Source organism: SAR202 cluster bacterium, assembly GCA_016872285.1.
Lineage (GTDB): Bacteria > Chloroflexota > Dehalococcoidia > Lucifugimonadales.
Window position 1 is genome coordinate 1 of sequence record VGZZ01000046.1, and the last position, 18927, is coordinate 18927.

At 59.3% G+C, this 18927-nt stretch carries 17 protein-coding genes and 1 pseudogene; 9 read left to right on the forward strand and 9 right to left on the reverse strand.

Annotation, left to right across the window (positions count from 1 at the left end; translation table 11 throughout):
- On the forward strand, positions 1 to 1222 hold a 1222-nt coding region (locus FJ320_10755), incomplete at its 5' end, for an elongation factor 4 (GenBank protein ID MBM3926439.1).
- A gap of 70 nt (positions 1223 to 1292) precedes the next feature.
- Positions 1293 to 1652: a cupin domain-containing protein gene (locus FJ320_10760; GenBank protein ID MBM3926440.1), complete on the forward strand. Its 360-nt coding sequence runs from the start codon at positions 1293 to 1295 to the stop codon at positions 1650 to 1652.
- Here FJ320_10760 and FJ320_10765 read toward each other — a convergent pair.
- A pseudogene (locus FJ320_10765) lies at positions 1649 to 2418 on the reverse strand (methyltransferase domain-containing protein). The gene FJ320_10760 and the pseudogene FJ320_10765 overlap by 4 nt on opposite strands.
- 8 nt (positions 2419 to 2426) lie before the next feature.
- On the reverse strand, positions 2427 to 3491 hold the full coding sequence (locus tag FJ320_10770; protein ID MBM3926441.1) for a Gfo/Idh/MocA family oxidoreductase: 1065 nt from the start codon (positions 3489 to 3491) through the stop codon (positions 2427 to 2429).
- 193 nt (positions 3492 to 3684) lie between these two features.
- Here FJ320_10770 and FJ320_10775 point away from each other — a divergent pair, with 193 nt between their 5' ends.
- Positions 3685 to 4032 carry a DUF3267 domain-containing protein gene (locus tag FJ320_10775; protein ID MBM3926442.1) on the forward strand — a complete coding sequence of 116 codons (348 nt, stop codon included), beginning with the start codon at positions 3685 to 3687 and terminating at the stop codon, positions 4030 to 4032.
- 76 nt (positions 4033 to 4108) lie between these two features.
- Here FJ320_10775 and purS read toward each other — a convergent pair whose 3' ends face one another.
- From purS to guaA, 7 genes are read right to left on the reverse strand one after another with little or no spacing between them, the layout of a single operon-like run.
- The gene (gene purS / locus FJ320_10780) at positions 4109 to 4375 is read right to left on the reverse strand and encodes a phosphoribosylformylglycinamidine synthase subunit PurS (protein MBM3926443.1); all 267 of its coding nucleotides are present in this window, start codon (positions 4373 to 4375) and stop codon (positions 4109 to 4111) included.
- Positions 4376 to 4377: 2 nt separating this feature from the next.
- On the reverse strand, positions 4378 to 5094 hold the full coding sequence (locus FJ320_10785) for a DUF3105 domain-containing protein (GenBank protein MBM3926444.1): 717 nt from the start codon (positions 5092 to 5094) through the stop codon (positions 4378 to 4380).
- Positions 5085 to 6005, reverse strand: a complete 921-nt coding sequence (locus tag FJ320_10790; protein ID MBM3926445.1) for a phosphoribosylaminoimidazolesuccinocarboxamide synthase — start codon at positions 6003 to 6005, stop codon at positions 5085 to 5087. The genes FJ320_10785 and FJ320_10790 overlap by 10 nt, the downstream gene beginning before the upstream one ends.
- Positions 6006 to 6036: 31 nt before the next feature.
- Positions 6037 to 7329 (reverse strand): adenylosuccinate lyase, encoded by a 1293-nt coding sequence (locus FJ320_10795; protein MBM3926446.1) that lies wholly within the window; start codon positions 7327 to 7329, stop codon positions 6037 to 6039.
- On the reverse strand, positions 7326 to 8051 hold the full coding sequence (locus tag FJ320_10800) for an HAD-IB family phosphatase (protein ID MBM3926447.1): 726 nt from the start codon (positions 8049 to 8051) through the stop codon (positions 7326 to 7328). The genes FJ320_10795 and FJ320_10800 overlap by 4 nt, the downstream gene beginning before the upstream one ends.
- Positions 8051 to 9352: a phosphoribosylamine--glycine ligase gene (gene purD, locus FJ320_10805; protein MBM3926448.1), complete on the reverse strand. Its 1302-nt coding sequence runs from the start codon at positions 9350 to 9352 to the stop codon at positions 8051 to 8053. Before purD ends, FJ320_10800 begins: the two co-directional genes overlap by 1 nt.
- Before the next feature lie 10 nt (positions 9353 to 9362).
- Positions 9363 to 11030: a glutamine-hydrolyzing GMP synthase gene (guaA, locus tag FJ320_10810; protein ID MBM3926449.1), complete on the reverse strand. Its 1668-nt coding sequence runs from the start codon at positions 11028 to 11030 to the stop codon at positions 9363 to 9365.
- 59 nt (positions 11031 to 11089) lie between these two features.
- Between guaA and FJ320_10815 the strand changes: the two genes are divergently transcribed.
- The 6 genes from FJ320_10815 to FJ320_10840 all read left to right on the forward strand — a co-directional run.
- Positions 11090 to 11836 carry a threonylcarbamoyl-AMP synthase gene (locus tag FJ320_10815; protein ID MBM3926450.1) on the forward strand — a complete coding sequence of 249 codons (747 nt, stop codon included), beginning with the start codon at positions 11090 to 11092 and terminating at the stop codon, positions 11834 to 11836.
- 13 nt (positions 11837 to 11849) lie between these two features.
- A complete protein-coding gene (locus FJ320_10820; protein MBM3926451.1) occupies positions 11850 to 12872 on the forward strand; it encodes a hypothetical protein in 1023 nt (340 codons plus the stop codon).
- A 19-nt stretch (positions 12873 to 12891) separates the two neighbouring features.
- Positions 12892 to 14088, forward strand: a complete 1197-nt coding sequence (locus FJ320_10825; protein MBM3926452.1) for a phosphoglycerate kinase — start codon at positions 12892 to 12894, stop codon at positions 14086 to 14088.
- A gap of 68 nt (positions 14089 to 14156) precedes the next feature.
- Positions 14157 to 15365 (forward strand): 2,3-bisphosphoglycerate-independent phosphoglycerate mutase, encoded by a 1209-nt coding sequence (locus FJ320_10830; protein ID MBM3926453.1) that lies wholly within the window; start codon positions 14157 to 14159, stop codon positions 15363 to 15365.
- A gap of 85 nt (positions 15366 to 15450) precedes the next feature.
- Complete coding sequence (locus tag FJ320_10835) at positions 15451 to 16230, forward strand: triose-phosphate isomerase (protein ID MBM3926454.1); 780 nt, start codon at positions 15451 to 15453, stop codon at positions 16228 to 16230.
- A gap of 1227 nt (positions 16231 to 17457) precedes the next feature.
- The coding region (locus tag FJ320_10840; GenBank protein MBM3926455.1) for a hypothetical protein at positions 17458 to 18927 on the forward strand (1470 nt) is incomplete at its 3' end.

Genomic DNA, 18927 nt, shown 5'->3' on the forward strand with positions numbered 1-18927 from the left:
CGTGCGGGTCGTCGATGGGGCCATCGAGTCCGGGCAGCGGGTGCGTCTCATGGGCAACGGCGTGTCCACCGAGGTCTCGGAGGTGGGCGTGTTTCGTCCCAAGTTTGAGGCGGTGCCGAGGCTGGAGGCGGGTGAGGTCGGGTACATCGCGACGGGCCTCAAAAACGTCCGCGACTGCCGCGTCGGCGACACAATTACGCTGGAAGCCAAGCCCGCGTCGCAAGCCCTGGCGGGTTACCGCCCCCTGAAGCCCCTGGTCTTCGCCGGCCTCTACCCCGCCGACAGCGACGACTTCCCCAAACTGCGCGAGGCCCTGGAACGCCTGCAGCTCAACGACGCCGCCCTATCCTTCACGCCCGAAAGCAGCCCCGCCTTGGGTCCAGGCTTTCGATGCGGGTTCCTGGGCCTGCTGCACATGGAGATTGTGCAAGAGCGGCTGGAACGGGAGTACGGCCTGGACCTGGTCATCACCGCCCCCAGCGTGTCGTACATCGTTAAGCTGGTGGGGAGCGGCGAGGCGGTGGAGGTAGGCAACCCCAGTGACCTGCCGCCCATAAACCAAATCTCGGAAATCCAGGAGCCGTGGCTGGACGTGCGGCTCATTACACCGTCGCGGTTTGTGGGACCGATGATGGAACTGGTAAACCAGCGCCGCGGTGAGTTTAAGCGCACCGAGTATCTGGAAGCCGCCAGCCATCAGCAGACAGACGGCGACTCGTCATCGCCGTCTTTGGACCCCCGGGTGCTGTTGGAGGTGAAACTGCCGCTGGCGGAGCTTCTGGCCGAATTCTACAACCAGGTCAAGTCCCGCACCCAGGGGTACGCGTCGCTGGACTACGAGTTCGCGGAGTACCGGACGGGGAGGCTGGTGCGCTTGGACCTGCTGGTGAACAACCAGCGCGTCGATGCGCTGTCTATGATTGTGCATAAAGACCAGGCGTACTATCGAGGTAAGGCGCTGGTGCAGCGGCTGAAAGAGGCCATACCACGCCAGCTTTTTGAAGTGCCGATACAGGCGGCGTCGGACAACCAGATCATCGCCCGCGAGACCATACCGGCGCTTCGGAAGGACGTGCTGGCCAAGCTCTATGGCGGCGACGTGACGCGCAAGATGAAGCTGCTGGAGAAGCAGCGGGCGGGCAAGAAGCGGATGAAGATGATAGGGCGCATCGAGATACCTCAAGAGGCCTTCCTGTCGGTGCTGAAGGTGGAGGGAAGGTAGGGGCCGTCAGTAGAATGTGGGTTATGTGAAAAAACAGGCTGTATGCCGGGTTATCCGTTCAACCCAGACCATGGAAGGAAAGCAGGCGACTCGGTACTCCATCGCCGTGTCCGCCGAAAGCGTGGGCGCCAAGGGGCTGTGCGTGCACACAATTACTATACCGCCAGGCGCCAAAGCTAAGGCCCATCTGCACGAAAACCACGAGACCTCAATCTACGTCCTTAGCGGCCACGCCGGCATGTGGTACGGTGAAAGATTGGAGCATCACCTGGAGGCCCAAAGCGGCGATTTCATTTTTATACCAGCGGGCGTTCCCCACCTGCCCTACAACCTAAGCCCCACCGACCCCGCCATCGGCATCGCCGCCCGCACTGACCCCAACGAGCAGGAAAGCGTGGTGTTGCTGCCTGAGCTGGACGGGCTGCGCTAGTCAGGTTTCACCGCCACGACCCTGAGCCTGCGATAGTCCGCCATCCACACGCCGTCACGGTATAAGGCAGGCTTAAGAGTTTCCTCCACATCGGCGACGACCTCTGCCCGTTGCTTTTTGTCCAGCCTGTTTAATAATGCTCCGGCAAACATCTCCAACCACTGCTTCAGCCCCCCCCCCCCTCGCCTTCCAAAGTCGTCGGGCGGTCAAAGAGGACGGCGTACACGACTTCCAGACCCTTGGCCTCCAGCAGTGTGGAATACTCGCTGACACTGGGAAAGTACCAGGGATTTTCGCCGTTGGTCACGGGACGGCCGGCGTCGGCCATAGCCTTAAACAGCGCCGATGTTATCTTGGCGATGTTCCCCTTGCCTCCCATCTCCAACACCAGCCTGCCGCCAGGCTTCAGCGCCCTGGCGATACCAGCCGCGGCTTTCTTCGGCGGTTTTACCCAGTGGAGGGTAGCATTGGAAAAGACCAGGTCAAATTCGTTATCGAAAGGAAGCGTCAGCGCATCTGTGACATCAAAGGCTATGTGGGGGTAGGTCGCTTTGGCCTGAACCACCATCTCCGGCGATTTGTCCACGCCAAGGACCCGCGCCCCTGCTTCCGCCAGCTTGGCCGTCAGGTGCCCGGTGCCGCAGCCCAGGTCCAGCACCCTCTCCCCATCTCGTACCGAGGCCAGTTCCAGCAGGCTCTGACCGTGCTTCCAAACAAACGAATGGGCGCTGTCGTAAAGGGACGGGTTCCAAGTCGAGTTGGACAAGGCCTAGCTTACAGCCACTCCCTCGGCACGCCCTGCTTGTCATAAAACTCGGACATCTTCACCGGCTGGCCCGTGTTGCTGGACTCCTCGCAGGCCGACATCAGGGCGAAGGTCTTCAGATGGTCGATAGCCGAGGGTTCCAACGACAAGTCCTTCTTTTGCAGCTTCGTCAGAATGCCCGTGAGCATTATCCGCGCGTCGTCCACCAGCCGCTCCTGCTCAGGCAGCTTTATGGGTTCCATCTTGTTGGAGTCCTTGCCGCGCACAATGCGCAGGTCAGAGAAGAACTCGTATTGGAACAGGGCGCCGTTCTCGCAGTCGGTGCGCCACAGGAACTGGTCTTTGAGCCGCGTCTGACCAGCCCAGGTGCCGAAGTAGTGCACCTCGATACCCTTGGTCATCTGCATGTGGACAACGGCGGTAGCGTTGTCGTTGTACTGGCTCCAGGGCGGGTTGTAGGCGCGGCACCAGACCGTATCTACCTCAGCATCGTAGACAAAGCGTATCTCGTCGAGGTGGTGGATGGCCTGGTCGTAGAGCATCGGCTCGCGCATGGTGATGGGGAAGCGGTTGAGGCCGGGGGTGTAGGCGTCGCGGTAGCGCCAGTAGGTATAGCCGCCGACTTTGGGCGCGCCGATCTCTCCGCTGCTCAGTATCTCCCGCGCCTTCATAACACAGTGCTGGAATCTGAAGTTAAGGCCGACGGCAAAACCCAGTTTGGCCTTTTGCGCGGCCTTGACCATCTTGATGCCTTCCCGCAAGTCCAGGCTCAACGGCTTCTCGGACAGCAGGTGGGAGCCGTGCTCGAAAATACTCATGACTTGGCGGTACCGGTCCGTGGGAGGCGTTACCAAGACCACCATATCCGGCTTCAGGTCTTTCAGGGCCTTTTCCATGTCCTTGTAGCAGACCTTGGGGTCGGCTTCGTACATCGACTGGGACCACTGAAGGTTTTCGTCGGCGATGTCCACGTAGCCGACGGTGCGGGCCTGGGGCTCGTCGTGGAGGATGCGCGCCCATTTCTTGCCTCGCGCGCCGACACCGACCAGGAGCACACGCGTGGGACTTGACATAATTACTCTCCGATCTTCTGGTTTTACGCCAAGGATATAGCAAACGCCAGTCAAAGTAATCTACTTTTCTTCGTCGGGCGTATTAGTTGCATCAAGCTCTCACATTATAACGGCGTATTGCTTTTATTGGGCTGTGCTGACAAAATGAAAGCAAGGACGTTGTATTAGGTGAGGTCTTCTTAGGAGCGGGTCTATGGAGAAAAGCGCCAATTTTTCCATAAAGAAGTGGTTAGTTGTAGGTCTGATGCCGCTGGCCCTATGGACGTTGATCTGCGGTCTCTTTGGCTGGCTGGCGTGGAGTATAGGCCCCTGGTGGCTCTTCTTCCCCTGTTCTATCTACGCTGTCGGCGTTACAAGCTACTTTGGCGGGGTGAAGGGGTGGCAAGTGTATCAGAGAAGCAAAGCCCGCCATGCCCGGCTCCTGTTGGAGCAGCACAAGCTGCGAATCGCCAACTTTTTCAGCCCCGCTTCTGCTGAGTGGGAAGAAGAGATGGCTTTGAACAGGCCGGTGGCCGAGCAGGCGAACGGCGACCAGGGTTAGAGTAAAGGCAGACACAAACTAAAAGCCCGTGTCCTGATATGAGGACACGGGCTTTTAGTTTTTAGGCTTAGGCTTTCTATCGTTTGGTCTTAGCGGCCCCTTCCTCCAAATCGAAGCTGAAACTTTCGATGACGGGGTTGGCCAATAGCTTGTCGCTCATAGCCTTCACCTGCTCCTCCGCCTTCCGGCGGTCGCTTTCGTCCAGGTACACTTCGATGTACTTGCCGACGCGAACTTTCTGCGCGGTGGCGAACCCCAGGGTTTTTAGGGCGCCCAGCACCGTCTGCCCCTGGGGGTCGTTGACTGTAGGCTTTAGGGTGACCTTTATTTTCGCCAGGAACATAGCTAGCCTGGAGCAGTGGTGCAGGGGATGGACTCGCCGGTGACGGACGAGGCGTCGTTCATGTGGGCGTCGTAGAACTTGCGGATACGTTCCTCGTCGATGCCGACAAACTTGTCCAGCCATCCCCAGGAGGTAATGGCGATTTCGTTCTCTTGGAGTTTGGAGTAGGGCCGCAGGATCAGCCAGTTGCGACGGCTGGGCAGGTTTCCAGCAATCTCCTTCAGACGGTCCACCTCCGCCGGGTCCTTCAGGTTATGGCTGATGATAACCTGGCCGTGTTCCATATTGTGGACAATCTGGGCGTCAGGTAGCTCATCGTTGTAAAGCCCGCAGCGGGCCCAGCCCGTGGCCCAGTGGGGGCCCGAGGTGGGCGGGATCGAATTGTATTCAGTGTAGTCATCACCGCGAGGTATATGCCTGGCTTGCAGCAGCGAAATACGCTGGCCGACCTCCTCGCCGCTGCCTGTGTCGTTGTTGCCGCTGCCCAGGGATCCGACGATGCCGCTCAGTATGAAGCTGCCGATGACGGCAACAGCGATTATCAAGGCGGCGGAGTATGTCAGCCATCGGGCCCAGGGCTTCTTGGGCTTGTGCCTGGTGCGGGCGGCGGCTTCCCCATTTCCCTGACTGCCACTGTTATGCCGGCTGGAGGAGCGGCGGCTGCTTCTATCTTTAGTGCGATGCTTGCTTTCAGGCAACGAAATCTCTCCTATTCTGATTTAGGTATGGACTCGCCGGTGATGCGGCGATAGGCTTCTTGGTAACGGACCGCGGTCTTTTCCACTATATCAGCCGGCAGGGCCGGGGCGGGCGGCTCCCGGTTCCAGCCTGTGGACAGCAGCCAGTCTCGGACGAATTGCTTGTCGAAGTTGGGCTGGGACTGGCCTGGCTTGTAGCCCCGCGCGTCCCAGAAGCGGCTGGAGTCCGGCGTCAGCAGCTCATCAATCAAAATCAGCTTGTCACCCACAAACCCGAACTCGAACTTGGTATCGGCCAAGACCAGCCCTCGCTGGGCCGCGTAGTCCCGCGCGAAAGAATAAACGGCGATGCTTTTCTCTTCCAGCTCTTTCGTCACCTTTGGCCCCACCATCCGCTCCACCTCTTTGAGGCTCATGTTCTCGTCATGGCCGGCCTCAGCCTTGGTGCTGGGTGTGAAGATAGGACGCTCGAACTTGTGGCCCTCCAGCAGACCCTTGGGCGCTGGCTGTCCAAAAATCGTGCCCTGCTTTTTGTACTCGGCCCAGGCGGATCCCGCCAGGTACCCTCGCACAATACATTCAACGTCGACGCGCTTGGCCCGCCGCACCACCATGGCATGCCGCGCTATGCGCGGCGGCAGCGGCCCCACCGGCGCGCCCTTGGGCATTGCGCCCGGCGCGTCCGCCATGGCGACGAGGTGGTTAGGCACGATGTGGGCGGTCTTGCCGAACCAGAAGGCGGACATGCGGCTCAGCAGCAGCCCCTTGCCGGGGATTCCGTTGGGCATGACCACGTCGAAGGCTGAGATACGGTCAGTGGCTATCATAAGCAGCAGCCCACCGCCCAGATCGTAGGTGTCCCGCACCTTCCCGCGATGGAGACGGTTAGGGAGGGCGGTTTCAAGGAGCAGTTTTGTATCCTGTGGGGCCACTGATGTCCCTTACTCTTTGAAAATAAACCTCTTATGAGAGACCGAGCCGCTGAAAAACATCATCGACGTACTTGAGATAGTAACCATAGTCAAAGATGCCGTCCAGGTCGGCCTCTGAGAGGTGCTGCAGCACTTCCGGGTCGTTTCGTACTAGCTGGCGGAAGTCGGCGCCGCTGTCCCAGGAGGCCATGCCGTGGCGCTGCGCGATTTTATAGGCACTCTCGCGAGGCAGCCCTTTCTCTACTAGAGTTAGCATAAGCCGCTGGCTGAAGACCAGGCCTCTGGTGCTTTCCAGGTTTTGCCACATGCGCTTTGGATATACCCTTAATCCTTTTACTACGCCCGTGAACAGGTCCAGGATGTAATCCAGGGCCAGACACGAGTCGGGGAGGATGAGACGCTCGGCGGAGGAGTGGCTGATGTCCCGCTCGTGCCACAGGGCTACGTTTTCCAGCGCGGTCACTGAATGGCCTCGAATAAGCCGGGCGAGGCCGCAGACGCGCTCTGAAAGCTCCGGGTTGCGCTTGTGGGGCATAGCCGACGAGCCGGTCTGGCCCTCGCTAAAGGGTTCCTCCACCTCGTGGACCTCGGTGCGCTGTAGGTGCCTGACCTCAGTGGCGAATTTCTCCAGCGACGCCGCCACCAGCGCCAGGGCGGTAACGAAGTGCGCGTGGCGGTCACGCTGCACTATCTGGTTGGATACGGCGTCGGCCTTGATGCCCAGGCGGGCGCAGACCTTATCCTCGACCTGAGGAGGAACGGTGGCGTGGGTGCCCACTGCGCCGGAAATCTTGCCCACCGCCACATGCTCCCTGGCGAAGCGCAGCCGCGCTTCCTGCCGGTATAGCTCATCCCACCACAGGGCCATTTTCAGGCCGAAGGTTGTGGGTTCCGCGTGAACACCGTGGGTGCGGCCCATTATAGGCGTCTTCTTATGAGTAATCGCCTGTCCCCTGACCGCCTCAGATAGAGCGGCCACATCTTGTAGCAGGATATCTATGCCCTCAACCATCTGGAGGCTGAGGGCCGTGTCCATGACATCGCTGGAGGTGAGGCCAAGATGGACCCACCGGCCTTCAGGCCCGAGACCGCGGGTGACGGCCTGTAGAAAGGCGGTGACGTCGTGGCGAGTGCGCTTGAAGGCTTCGTCCATGACCTTCTGATTGAAGGCGGCCTTGCGCAGCTTGGCCATGTCGTCGGCTGGTATGACGCCGGCCTCCGACCATGCCTCGCAGACCGCCAGCTCCACCTTGAGCCAGAGCTGGTACTTATTCTCTTCCGACCAGACCCGCTTCATGGCGGGCCTGGAGTAACGCTCAATCAACGCTGGGCCTCGGTAGCGCCCCAGGCGAGGGCTTTAAGAGAGTCCAAGACGGGCGAGAAGTCGCGAAGAGGGGTAAAGGGCAGCCGCCAGGCCAGGAAGCGTTCTTCCAGGTACCGGCGGGCGAACACGAGATCAGAGTTCATGGCCGGGCACACGTCCGACTTGCCGTCGCCGGCGTACAGGATGGTGTTGCAGCCCTGGCTTCGAAGGCCCTCCAGCACCAGGCACTTGCAGTTGCCGGGCTGCCAGCACTTCTCGCTGGTATAGCGGTAACCAAAGCTCATGGAGCCGTTGGTGAACTGGGTGTCGGCGGCATAGTAGGGTATGGACTGGAGACCTTCGCGCTCCAACAGCGCCTCGACGTAGAAGTCCAGCCCCAGGGTAGCGATGACCAGAGGTATCTTCTTCGACTGACAATACTCGTAAAGATCGCGAAATTGTGGGCGTAGCGTGGCCTTTTCTCGAACCAGCGCCTTCATGGCCTCCCGGTCCACCTTGATGGTGGCGAAGGCCCGCTCTTGGTACTCCTTCAACGATATGATCTGCTGTGAATTCAACTTCTGGAAATCCCGCCAGTCCGGGCCGCCGAACTCTTCTAGGAGCAATAGCGCGACGTTCTCGACAGCCGTGGTGTCGTCAAAGTCGCAGACCACGGCGGGCCGGAGCATGGAGCCGTTGGAATAGGCCCCCGGGTTGGGCAAATAAGAGAAGGGAGGCTGCATCAGGAGGTCTTCTGGCCTTTCGTGACCGGCTGGTCGTCCGGTGACATAGCGATGTCTTTTCTATAGTGGCAGCCCTTGAAGTCCACGCGGCGCACGTTATCGTAAACCTTGTCCCGCGCCTCGGTTATTGTCTCGCCGGCGCTGACAATGGTCAGCACCCGGCCTCCGCTGGTGACAACGCGAGTGTGGTCTCCCTTGGGTTTGGTGGTGCCGGCGTGAAAGGCAAACACTTCCTTATCTAAACTCCTAAGCCCGGTTATCTCAATGCCGCGCCTGTACTCGCCAGGATACCCCCTGGAAGTCAGCACCACGCCCACGCAGGACCTCTGCTCCCACTCCAACTTTTTCTTGTGCAGCTTGCCGTCCAGAGTGGCGGAGATGACATCCACCAGGTCGTTTTTGAGCAGCGGCATCAGCACCTGGGTCTCGGGATCTCCCAGACGGCAGTTGTACTCCAGGACCTTGGGGCCGGAAGGAGTCACCATAAGCCCCGCATACAAGACGCCCTTATATGGCGAGCCGGATTCCGCCAGCCCCTTTATCGCCGGTTCGATGATCTCCTTACACACCTGCTTCTTGAACTCCGGCGTCCAGAAATCGGTAGGAGTGAAGCTGCCCATGCCGCCGGTATTCGGCCCACGATTGCCGTCCAGCAGTCGTTTGTAGTCGCAGGCGGCCACCAGGGACGAGATGTGCTGCCCGTCGGAAAAGGCGAAAACGCTGACCTCCTGCCCCTCCAGAAACTCCTCCACCACCACCGTTGTCCCCGCCGCGCCGAAGACACGGTCCTCCATGCAGTCGTAAAGGGCGTTGATGGCGGCTTCGCGGTCACGGCACACCATGACACCCTTCCCCGCGGCCAGGCCATCGGCTTTAATCACCACCGGTCCTTCATGCTTAGACAGGAACTGGTAGCCGTCCGAGTAGCTCTTAAATATCTTGTAGTCTGGCGACGGTATGTTTTTAGAGGTCATAAGCTCGCGGGCGAAGGCTTTGCTGCTTTCGATGCGCGCCGCGTCCCGCGTCGGCCCCCATATTGCCAGCCCTGCCTGCTCGAACCGGTCGACGATGCCCTGGGCCAGCGGCGTCTCCGGCCCCACCACAGTCAGGTCTATGTTATATCGAGTGGCCAGTAAGAAGAGAGTGTTGATGTCGTCGGCAGATATGGGGAGGTTGACGGCAAAGGAGTCGGTGCCGCCGTTGCCCGGGGCCACGAATACCCGCGTAATCTTGGGGCTTTTGCTCAGCTTCCACGCCAGGGCGTGCTCGCGAGCGCCCGAACCTATAACCAGTACTTTCATGGCGCCGGCCTCACTCCCACTCTATGGTGCCCGGGGGCTTGCTGGTGATGTCGAAGACCACCCTATTGACCTCCGGCACTTCGTTGACGATGCGATTGGATATTCGCGCCAGGACTTCATAGGGCAGGCGGGCCCAGTCGGCGGTCATGGCGTCTTCGCTGGTCACCGCTCTAATAGCCACGACGTGGTTGTAGGTCCTATAGTCGCCCATGACGCCCACGCTGCGGGCTTCGGTTAGAACGGCGAAAGTCTGCCATAGCTGCCGGTAGAGGTTGGCTGCCTTGATCTCGTCGATGACCACCCAGTCGCAGGCGCGAAGGATGTCCAACTTTTCCTTTGTGACCTCGCCCAGGACGCGAATCGCCAGGCCGGGGCCGGGGAAAGGCTGGCGGTAGACTATCGACTCGGGCAAACCTAGCGCTTCGCCTACGCCTCGAATCTCATCCTTGAACAACATGCGCAGGGGCTCTACCAGCTTTAGCTTCATTACCTTGGGCAGTCCGCCGACGTTGTGGTGGGTCTTAATCTTGGCGGAGGCCTTGGTCTCCGATGTCTTGCTTTCGATGACGTCGGGGTAAAGGGTGCCCTGGGCCAGGTAGTCGGTGTGGCCTAGCTCGGCGGCGGCCTTCTCGAATACGCGGATAAACTCTTCGCCGATGCCCTTCCGCTTCTCCTCCGGGTCAATGACTCCCTTGAGGCGGTTCAGGAACCGGTCTGAGGCGTCGATGTACTTGAGGTTCATCTTGAGGCTGTGCTTGAAGGTGTTCAGCACTCGCTCAGGCTCTTCGCGCCGCAGCAGTCCGTTGTTGACGAAGATGCAGGTAAGCTGGTCGCCGATGGCCTGATGCACCAGGCTGGCCGTCACCGCTGAGTCCACGCCGCCCGACAGGGCGCAGATGACGCGCCCGTCACCAACCTGTTCCTTGATCGACCTGATAGCGTTGGTGACCACATTCTCAGGCGTCCAGGCGCCTTCGCAGCCGCAGATGGTGTAAAGGAAATTGCGCAGTATCGCCTTGCCCTGGGGCGTGTGGGCCACCTCCGGGTGGAATTGGAGGCCGAACATGCGTCCGTCGCTGCCCATGACCGCGATGGGGGAATTGTCGGTATAGCCCAGGGCCTTGAATCCGGGCGGCAGCTCCAGTATCTGGTCGCCGTGGCTCATCCACACCGGCATAGAAGGCTCCAGGTCAGCGAACAATGGCGAAGTGGTGACGTTTTGGTGCAGGACGGCGTGGCCGAACTCGCGTTTGCGGCTGGGGGCTACCTTGCCGCCCAACTGGTGGGCCAGTACCTGCATGCCATAGCAGATGCCGAGAATAGGCAGGTTCTTTTGATATACCCAGGTGGGGGCTGTGGGCGCGCCTTCGTCATAGACGCTGGAGGGACCGCCGGACAGGATGACGCCTTTGGGATTGAGGCCTGCTACTTGCTCCCATGTCGAGTCGTGGGGAATAACCTCGCTATAGACGCGCAGCTCGCGAACGCGGCGGGCTATGAGGTGGCTGTACTGGGAGCCGAAATCGACGATGAGGACCGCTTCGGTGACCTGCTTGGGATGCGCTTTGCGTTCCATGCCGTGGCCCTTATTTTCCTTGGCGATCTCCAGATAGGTAGATACCTCCAGGTGTTCGCTGGTGGCTACGCGGCGGCTGGGGGAAGGCTGCTCCGTTACCATACCCTTCCTTGGCGCATCGACAGGCAAGGCCCGCAGCACACCTCTCGAGCGAGGGTATAATGGTTTGTAATGGTGGACCGAGCCACGACCGGTGGGCTTGTTATGTACCACAGATTAGCACCTATGTTATACTCAGTCAAGCGCAGGGCACGTTAGGAAAGCGTAACTGCGCCGTCATGATTTTGCCATATATCGAAGAATCAATAGTCGAAACCGTAAAAATATTGCGCCGTGACGGCGTTATCGCCTACCCCACCGATACCCTTTACGGCCTGGGCGGGAACCCCCTATCACCAAAGGCGGTCACGCGTATTTTCGCGATTAAGGGCCGCGACGCCTCCAAGGGCCTCCCTTTGCTGCTAGCCAACGTCGAAGACTTGCGAAAAGTTGCCCGCGCGCTGCCTGATCTGGCCGGCGTCCTGGCCCAAGCCTTCTGGCCCGGGCCTCTCACTCTTATCGTGAAAAAGACCAGGGTGATTCCCGACACCGTCACCGGCGGCGCCGACACCGTCGCGGTGCGCCTCCCGGCCCATCCCGTGCCCCGCGCTCTGGCCCTCGACTTGGGCTTCCCTATCATCGGCACCAGCGCCAACATCAGCGGCGGCCCCGACCCAGTCTCCGCCGAGGACGTGCGCCGTGAACTGGGGCCTCGGGTCGACGCCATAATCGACGGCGGCCCCACGGCTCGCGGCGTCGCTTCCACTATTGTGGACGTGTCCGGCGGCAAGCCCAGGATAGCGCGGCTGGGCGCTCTGAGCGCCGACGATATTGAGAAGGTATGCGGAATCGCGGTGGAGCGGCCGTAGGTAGAGCAATCCGATGGCGAACGCTTCCCCTATCCTCACTCAGTACCAGCCGCATATCGAAAGAGAAATCCAAGCCATTCTGGCCCAGCGGCAGGGCCTGCTCTACGATATGATGCGCCGCGATCTGGGTTGGACGGACCCCGGCCCGACATCAAACACAATTCCTCCATCTCTCAGAATCCATGGCGTCCTATGCCTCCTCACGGCCAAAGCCCTTAGCGGCGGCTTCGATAAGGCCCTCCCCGCCGCCTCCGCTGTTGAGCTTGTTCATTTGTTCAGCGTTGTTCACAAGGACTTTCAGGATGCCGTCACTGAACGCGACGGCAAACCTTCTGCGTGGCTGGCGTGGGGACCCGGGCAGGCCATCAACCTGGGCGATGGCCTTTACGCTCTGGGCCGCGCCGCCCTCTTCCGCCTCTCCGACCATGGCGTTCCGGCAGGCTATGTGCTTAACGCATTGGAAGCCCTGGATAAAGCCTGTTTGGCCCTGTGCCGTGGCCAATACTTGGACCTTTCTTTTCAGGAGCAGATGGATGTGTCCCTGGCATCCTATATGAAGATGGCGGAGGCCAAGTCCGGCGCCCTTTTGGGCTGCGCCATGGAGATGGGCGGCATCGTCTGCGGCGCCGAGGCGTCCACCGTTAACAGCCTGAAGGCATGTGGACAAAAGTTGGGCATTGCCCTCCAGATTAGGGGAGATATCCTCCACGTTTGGGGCGACCAAGGCGGCGAGTCCGCCAGCGCCGAGGTCTTCAACAAGCGGAAAGTCTTTCCGGTAGTGCAGCTGCTGGATAAGAGCGGCGTCAGCATCAAAAAACAGCTCGGCGCCGTCTATTTCAAGCGCGTGCTAGAGCCTCATGATGTTAAGGCAGTTCTAAAGGTGCTGGAGGAGAACAAGGCCAAGGCCGCGTCTCAGAAAGTGGTGGAGCAAAACGTCGCAGAGGCTATGGAAGCCGTGGATGATTTGTCGATGCCGTCCAGCGCCAGGGAGGAACTGCGGGCGCTGGGACATTACATAACTATGATGGAACGATAACTTTTATTCAGGATGCTAGATGCATAAGAAGACTCTGCGTGATGTTGATGTGAGCAGTAAGGCCGCGTTGGTGCGGGCCGACTTCAATGTTCCCATCGAAGAAGAGGGTGTGGAGGCTGTCGCGAAGTATGACCACCGCCTTCGAGTGACTATACCCACAATACAGTATCTTATTGAGCGTCGCGCCACAGTTATCCTCTGCTCGCACCTCGGGCGGCCCAAGGGGAAGGTGGTGGAGGCGCTGCGTATGGTGCCGGTAGCGGACCGCCTGGGAGTTCTATTAGGCCGTCCGGTGAAGGCCCTGTCTGACTGCGTCGGCCCCGCCATAAAGCGAGAGGTCTCGGCCATGAGAGCCGGCGACATCGTTATGCTGGAGAACCTTCGGTTCAACCCGGGCGAGGAGAAAAACGACCCCGAGTTCGCCCGCGCCCTGGCTTCCCTGGCCGACATCTTTGTCCTCGACGCCTTCGCCACCGCCCACCGCGCCCACGCCTCGATAGTCGGCGTGCCGAAGTATTTGCCCACAGTGGCCGGGTTGGTGATGCAGAAGGAGTTGGAGGTTATAGGCAAGGCCCTGGAATCGCCGGACCGGCCCCTGGCGGCCATCCTGGGCGGGGCTAAGATAAGCGATAAGCTGAAGATTCTCGAAAACCTGCTCGGACGAGTGAACAGCCTATTTATCGGCGGGGGAATGGCCGCCACCTTTCTTCTGGCCCAGGGGAAGGAGGTAGGGGACTCGCTGGTGGAAAAAGATATGGTCTCCTCGGTCAAGGGAGTCATGGAGCGCGCCGCCCAGCGAGGCGTCAAACTGTACCTCCCGTCCGACGCCGTCATTGCCTCCGAATTTGGCCCGGACCCCGCTAGAGTCGTCACAGTGGGTATCGAGCAGATACCAGGTGGAATGCGAATCATGGACATAGGCCCCAAGACAGCAAGAAGCTATACGGACGCTCTATCCCGCTGCAAGACCATTATCTGGAACGGCCCGCAGGGTGTCTTCGAGTATGAGAAGTTCGCCGGCGGCACCAAGACCATCGCCGACGCTCTCGCGGGGTTTAAAGCTGTGACCATCATCGGCGGCGGCTCGACGGCTGAAGCGGTGGAGGCCTTGGGGCTGGGGCATCGCATGTCCCATGTGTCCACCGGCGGCGGCGCCATGTTGGAGTTCCTGGAAGGCAAAGTCCTGCCAGGCGTGGCGGCCATCCCATCAAACTAATTTGAGGGAAACCAGGTTAGGCTTTTAATGGCTTTTTCTCGCAATTCAATCCGGAGTATGATGTCGTCATGATCGATAACGCCGACCTTCGAGAATGCGCCGTCAAGACGGACTCGAAGATTATCTTACTGGTGGCCGACGGCCTAGGCGGCGCTCCTCATCCCAAGACCCGCAAGTCGGAACTGGAAACAGCCCATCTCCCTAACCTCAATGCCCTGGCGGGACAAAGCGCCTGCGGCCTCACCATACCGGTAGCCCCGGGCATCGCGCCGGGCAGCGGCCCCGGGCACCTGGCCCTTTTCGGCTACGACCCCCTTAAGTACGTCATTGGCCGCGGCGCCCTGGAAGCCTTTGGCGTCGATGGCATTGACTTCAAGGTCGGAGACGTGGTCGCTCGCGGAAACTTTAGCACTGTGGACTCCGACGGCAAGCTGTTGGACCGCCGTGCCGGGCGCATCCTCTCCGAGCAGAGCGCCCCGCTGTGCCATGAGCTGAACAAGATAAAGGTCGATGGCGTCGAGAGCCGTGTGTACCCGGTCAAGGACTACCGTTTTGTGCTGCGGCTGCGAGGCACCGGCCTGTCCGACGCCCTCACTGAGACCGACCCCCAGCGCCTGGGTATCGAGCCCCTGCCGGTGAAGGCTAAAGCCCCGGAAGCCGAGAAGACAGCCAAGGCTGCCAACCAGTTCGTTCATAAAGCTCGGCAGGTATTAATGGAGGAGAAGCAGGCCAACACGGTCATGCTGCGGGGCTTCTCCGGCATGCCGGACCTGCCATCCTTCGGCGAAGCCTTCAAGCTCACCCCCGCCGCTATCGCCGCCTACCCCATGTACCGCGGGCTGGCTGCTATCGTCGGCATGAAGGTCCTACGCACCGGCGCGGACTTTGACGCCGAGGTTAAGACCTTACATGCGCGGTATCAAGACCACGATTTCTTTTTCATCCACTACAAGTACGCCGACGCCGCCGGCGAGGACGGCGACTTCGACGGCAAGGTGAAGGCCCTGGAAGACCTGGACAAATACATACCCAGGCTGTTGGACCTGAAGCCAGACGTGTTTATGGTCGCGGGCGACCACTCGACCCCCGCTATCCTGGCGGCCCATAGCTGGCATCCTGTCCCTTTCCTGCTCCACTCCCGCCTTACCCTGGGCGAGGGCATCGAAGCCTTTCATGAGAAGGCCTGCGCCCTCGGCTCCCTCGGCGCCATGCCTGCTACCAGCATTATGCCCCTGGCCCTGGCCCACGCTGGTAAGCTGGCAAAGTTCGGCGCTTAGCAGAAGTCTGTCTGCGATCCCGCATGTCACAGGCATGACCCTGTCAGTGCTCCGGTTCTGGTGATAACGATGAAGGAGTATTTCCATGCCCCGCTTTATCGCCGCTGGCAACTGGAAAATGAACACCACCCTTCCCGAGGCCAAGGCCCTGGCTCTGGCGATACCCAAGGCGCTGAACGGCCCGCCTCCAAGTCACGTCGAGACTATTATCTGTCCTCCTTATATATCGCTAGCTGTGGTTAGAGACGCCCTGCGAGGGTCAGGGATTGTTGTTGGCGCCCAGAACGCCCACTGGGAGCAGAAGGGCGCTTTCACCGGCGAGGTATCACCGTCGATGCTCAAAGACCTGTGCGAGTATGTAATCGTCGGCCATTCGGAGCGTCGCCACGTCATGGGCGAAAGCGATGACACCATCAATCGGAAGGTGAAGGCGGTCTACGCCGCAGGCCTAAAGCCCATCCTTTGCGTCGGCGAGACACTGGAGCAGCGGCAGCGCGACGGGGCGGAGGGTGTGGTGCGCCGCCAGCTTGAGTCCGGCCTCAACGGCGTCCGAGACATCAGCGAACTAGTCATCGCCTACGAGCCAGTGTGGGCCATCGGCACCGGCGTGGCTGCCACTCCCGACACCGTCCGCGAGATTACCAGCGGCGCCATCCGCGCAGAAATCGCGAAACTCCACGGCTCTGACATCGCCGACGAAGTGCCAGTGTTGTACGGCGGCAGCGCGAATCCAGACAACGCGTCGGGCTTTCTCAAGGAGCCCAGTATCCAGGGCACCCTCATTGGCGGCGCCAGCCTCAACGCCGAGCAGTTCGCTAAAATCGTGCGGCTGACGGCGGAGATAAAGGGCGGCTCTGTTAAATAGCGGAGCGCCTTATCCGCGATTCGAGGGGAAACACAGTTGGCATAAGGCATAGATAATGGGTCTGCCCATTGCATGGTATGTTGCTCGATGCTCTTCGTCGGAAGTAACCTACAAGACTGCTTATCAAGCGCTAAGTAGAAAGCCTAGTCGATAGGCATAGTCTGACAACATTAGGATGTATGTATTGGTCGGGATAGCCTAGCAACCCCCTTTTGCATTTAAGCACCTTTGCATCGCTGGCTATTTGTGAGGTTTAGACGCAGATCATGCTTGCCTAGATAGCAAGCAAAGGGGCCGAGCGGCCCTTCTCTATAGTATGAAATGTCCTAATGGATATTTGGGCGCTTTGTTACAAAGGCCTAGCGACAACGTTAAAGTGCTGGCGAACGCTTAAATTTATTGACTTAGGCAGCCACAGTTGTTGGGCCTTGTTTAATCATAAACACGGGGCCGCGATTAATGACATTTACGAAATCGGCTTGTCTAAAGAGGGAATCCGTGTTTTAAGACCTTCATCGAGAATTGAACCGTTACTCAGCCCAGGGTAGTTACATGGATAGCCATACCTGGCAGGCATCTAAAAAACAGGGTGGTGGGGAGGGGCGGTGGCTTCTCGACAGTTATCGCGCTTTCGACAATTGGCCCTCGGCGTAGGCCTCATTGCTGGCTTGCAGCTAATCTTGTTTACAGGGCCAGCACCCTCAGATAAGCCTCGTGAGGAAGTACAAGGACCCCCTCTGAGACTTCTTGGCGAGGAAACTAACGGAAAAGACGAGGAAAAGGCTGGCGTTCACCGGGCAAGCCGACAAGCTGTCGAGCCGGAGACCCTTGGAGAGGGAGACCCCCTTACAGCACGTCTGGCGCAAGTGGCTACTCCCAAAGATTCCGCCGAGTCCACTGGTGAAGTCCAAGATATGGGTAATCCTGGGCAGCAGGATAGCAGCTCCAGCGGCAGCGAGACACCGCTACAGCAAGAGCATAAGACCACCGCCACGTCCGATCAGGACTATTCCAAGTCGCACCATGGACTTATTTTAGGTGGCAGCGGACCAGGCGCTATTTCCTGGCGAAGCGTGTACAGCCAAGAAGCCGTAACCTACACCGTGGTGTCTCTCAGTCTATTTGTTCCTCCTAGGTGACTGCCTCTAGCGCGTTGTCCGACGCAACGCAGCGCGCTTCTGGCAGTCGCTCAATTTTAGCCCGGAAGGGTTGTTAGGAGGAAGAAAGGTGAACAAAATCATTGCGGTATTAGGCGTTAGTGCTGCATTGGTAGTGGCAGCGCTAATGTCCCCCGTGTTTGCCGGCGGCACCGGCGGCGACGACCATAATGACGACACGGGGTGCGAGAACTTGGTTCTTGAGCAGGAAAACTTTGGTGCCAACGTTAACGAGACTCGGCAAGAGGCTGAAGCTGAGGCCAAGCAAGAGAACGTTAGCGTGGCTGTCGATGGGAACAGCAACCAGTACAACAGCAACGAGGCTGAGGCTGAAAATGAAAACGATACCGAACAGGAAATCGAGCAGGAGAACGAGTACGAGAGCGGCCATAGCGGCAGTGATGTAACCCAGGGCAACGTTGGGGCTAACGCCAATGAGACAGAACAGGAAGCCGAAGCTGAGGCCGAACAGGAAAATACCAGCGTGGCCGTTGGCGGTGACAGCAATCAGTACAACAGCAATGAGGCCGAGGCCGAGGGCAGCTACGACGGCGAGGATAGCGGTGAGAATGGCGAGTCAGTAGAACAGGATAACGCTGGGGCTAACTATAACGAGACTGAGCAGGAAGCCGAGCAGGAGAATAAGTACGAAGGTGGCTACAACGGCAGTGATGTAACCCAGGAGAACGTCGGAGCCAACGTTAACGAGACGGAACAGGAAGCGGAGGCTGAGGCCGAGCAAGAAAATACTAGTGTTTCCATCGATGGCGACAGCAACCAGGCCAAGGATAACGAAGCTGAAGCCGGAAATGATAATGAGACAGAGCAAGAGATTGAGCAAGAGAACAGCTTTGACGGCGGTAACGGCAGTGAGGTGGATCAGAGCAACCTCGGGGCTAACGTCAATAAGACTGAGCAGAAAGCCGAAGCGGAGGCTGAGCAGAAGAACACTAGTGAGACCGTCGGCGGGAACAGTAACCAGTGGAATGATAACGAGGCCAAGGCTAAGAATGAGAATGAGACCGAGCAGGAAATCGAGCAAGAGAATGAGTACAAAGACGGCTCAGGCAGTGGCGAAGTAGGCCAGCAGAATGTTGGAGCCAACATTAACGGCACCCAACAGGAAGCCGAGGCTGAGGCCAAGCAGGAGAACTCTAGCGTGGCCGTTGACGGCAATAGCAACCAGGCCAACGACAATGAAGCCGAAGCCAAGAATGAGAATGAGACCGAGCAGGAAATCGAACAGGAGAACGAGTACGAAGGCGAGAGAGATGGCGGGTCGGTGGAGCAGGCAAACCTTGGCGCTAATGTTAACGGCACTGAGCAAGAAGCTGAGGCTGAGGCCGACCAAGAGAACGTTAGCATAGCTATCGGCGGGGACAGCAACCAGTACAACAGCAACCAGGCCGAGGCCGAGAACGAAAACGAGACGGAGCAGGAAGTAGAACAGGAGAACGAAGCCGAGGGCGGTAGCGGCTACGATGGTGGGAACGGCGGTTCAACAGGGCAGGAAAACCTGGCTGTAAACGCTAATGAGACC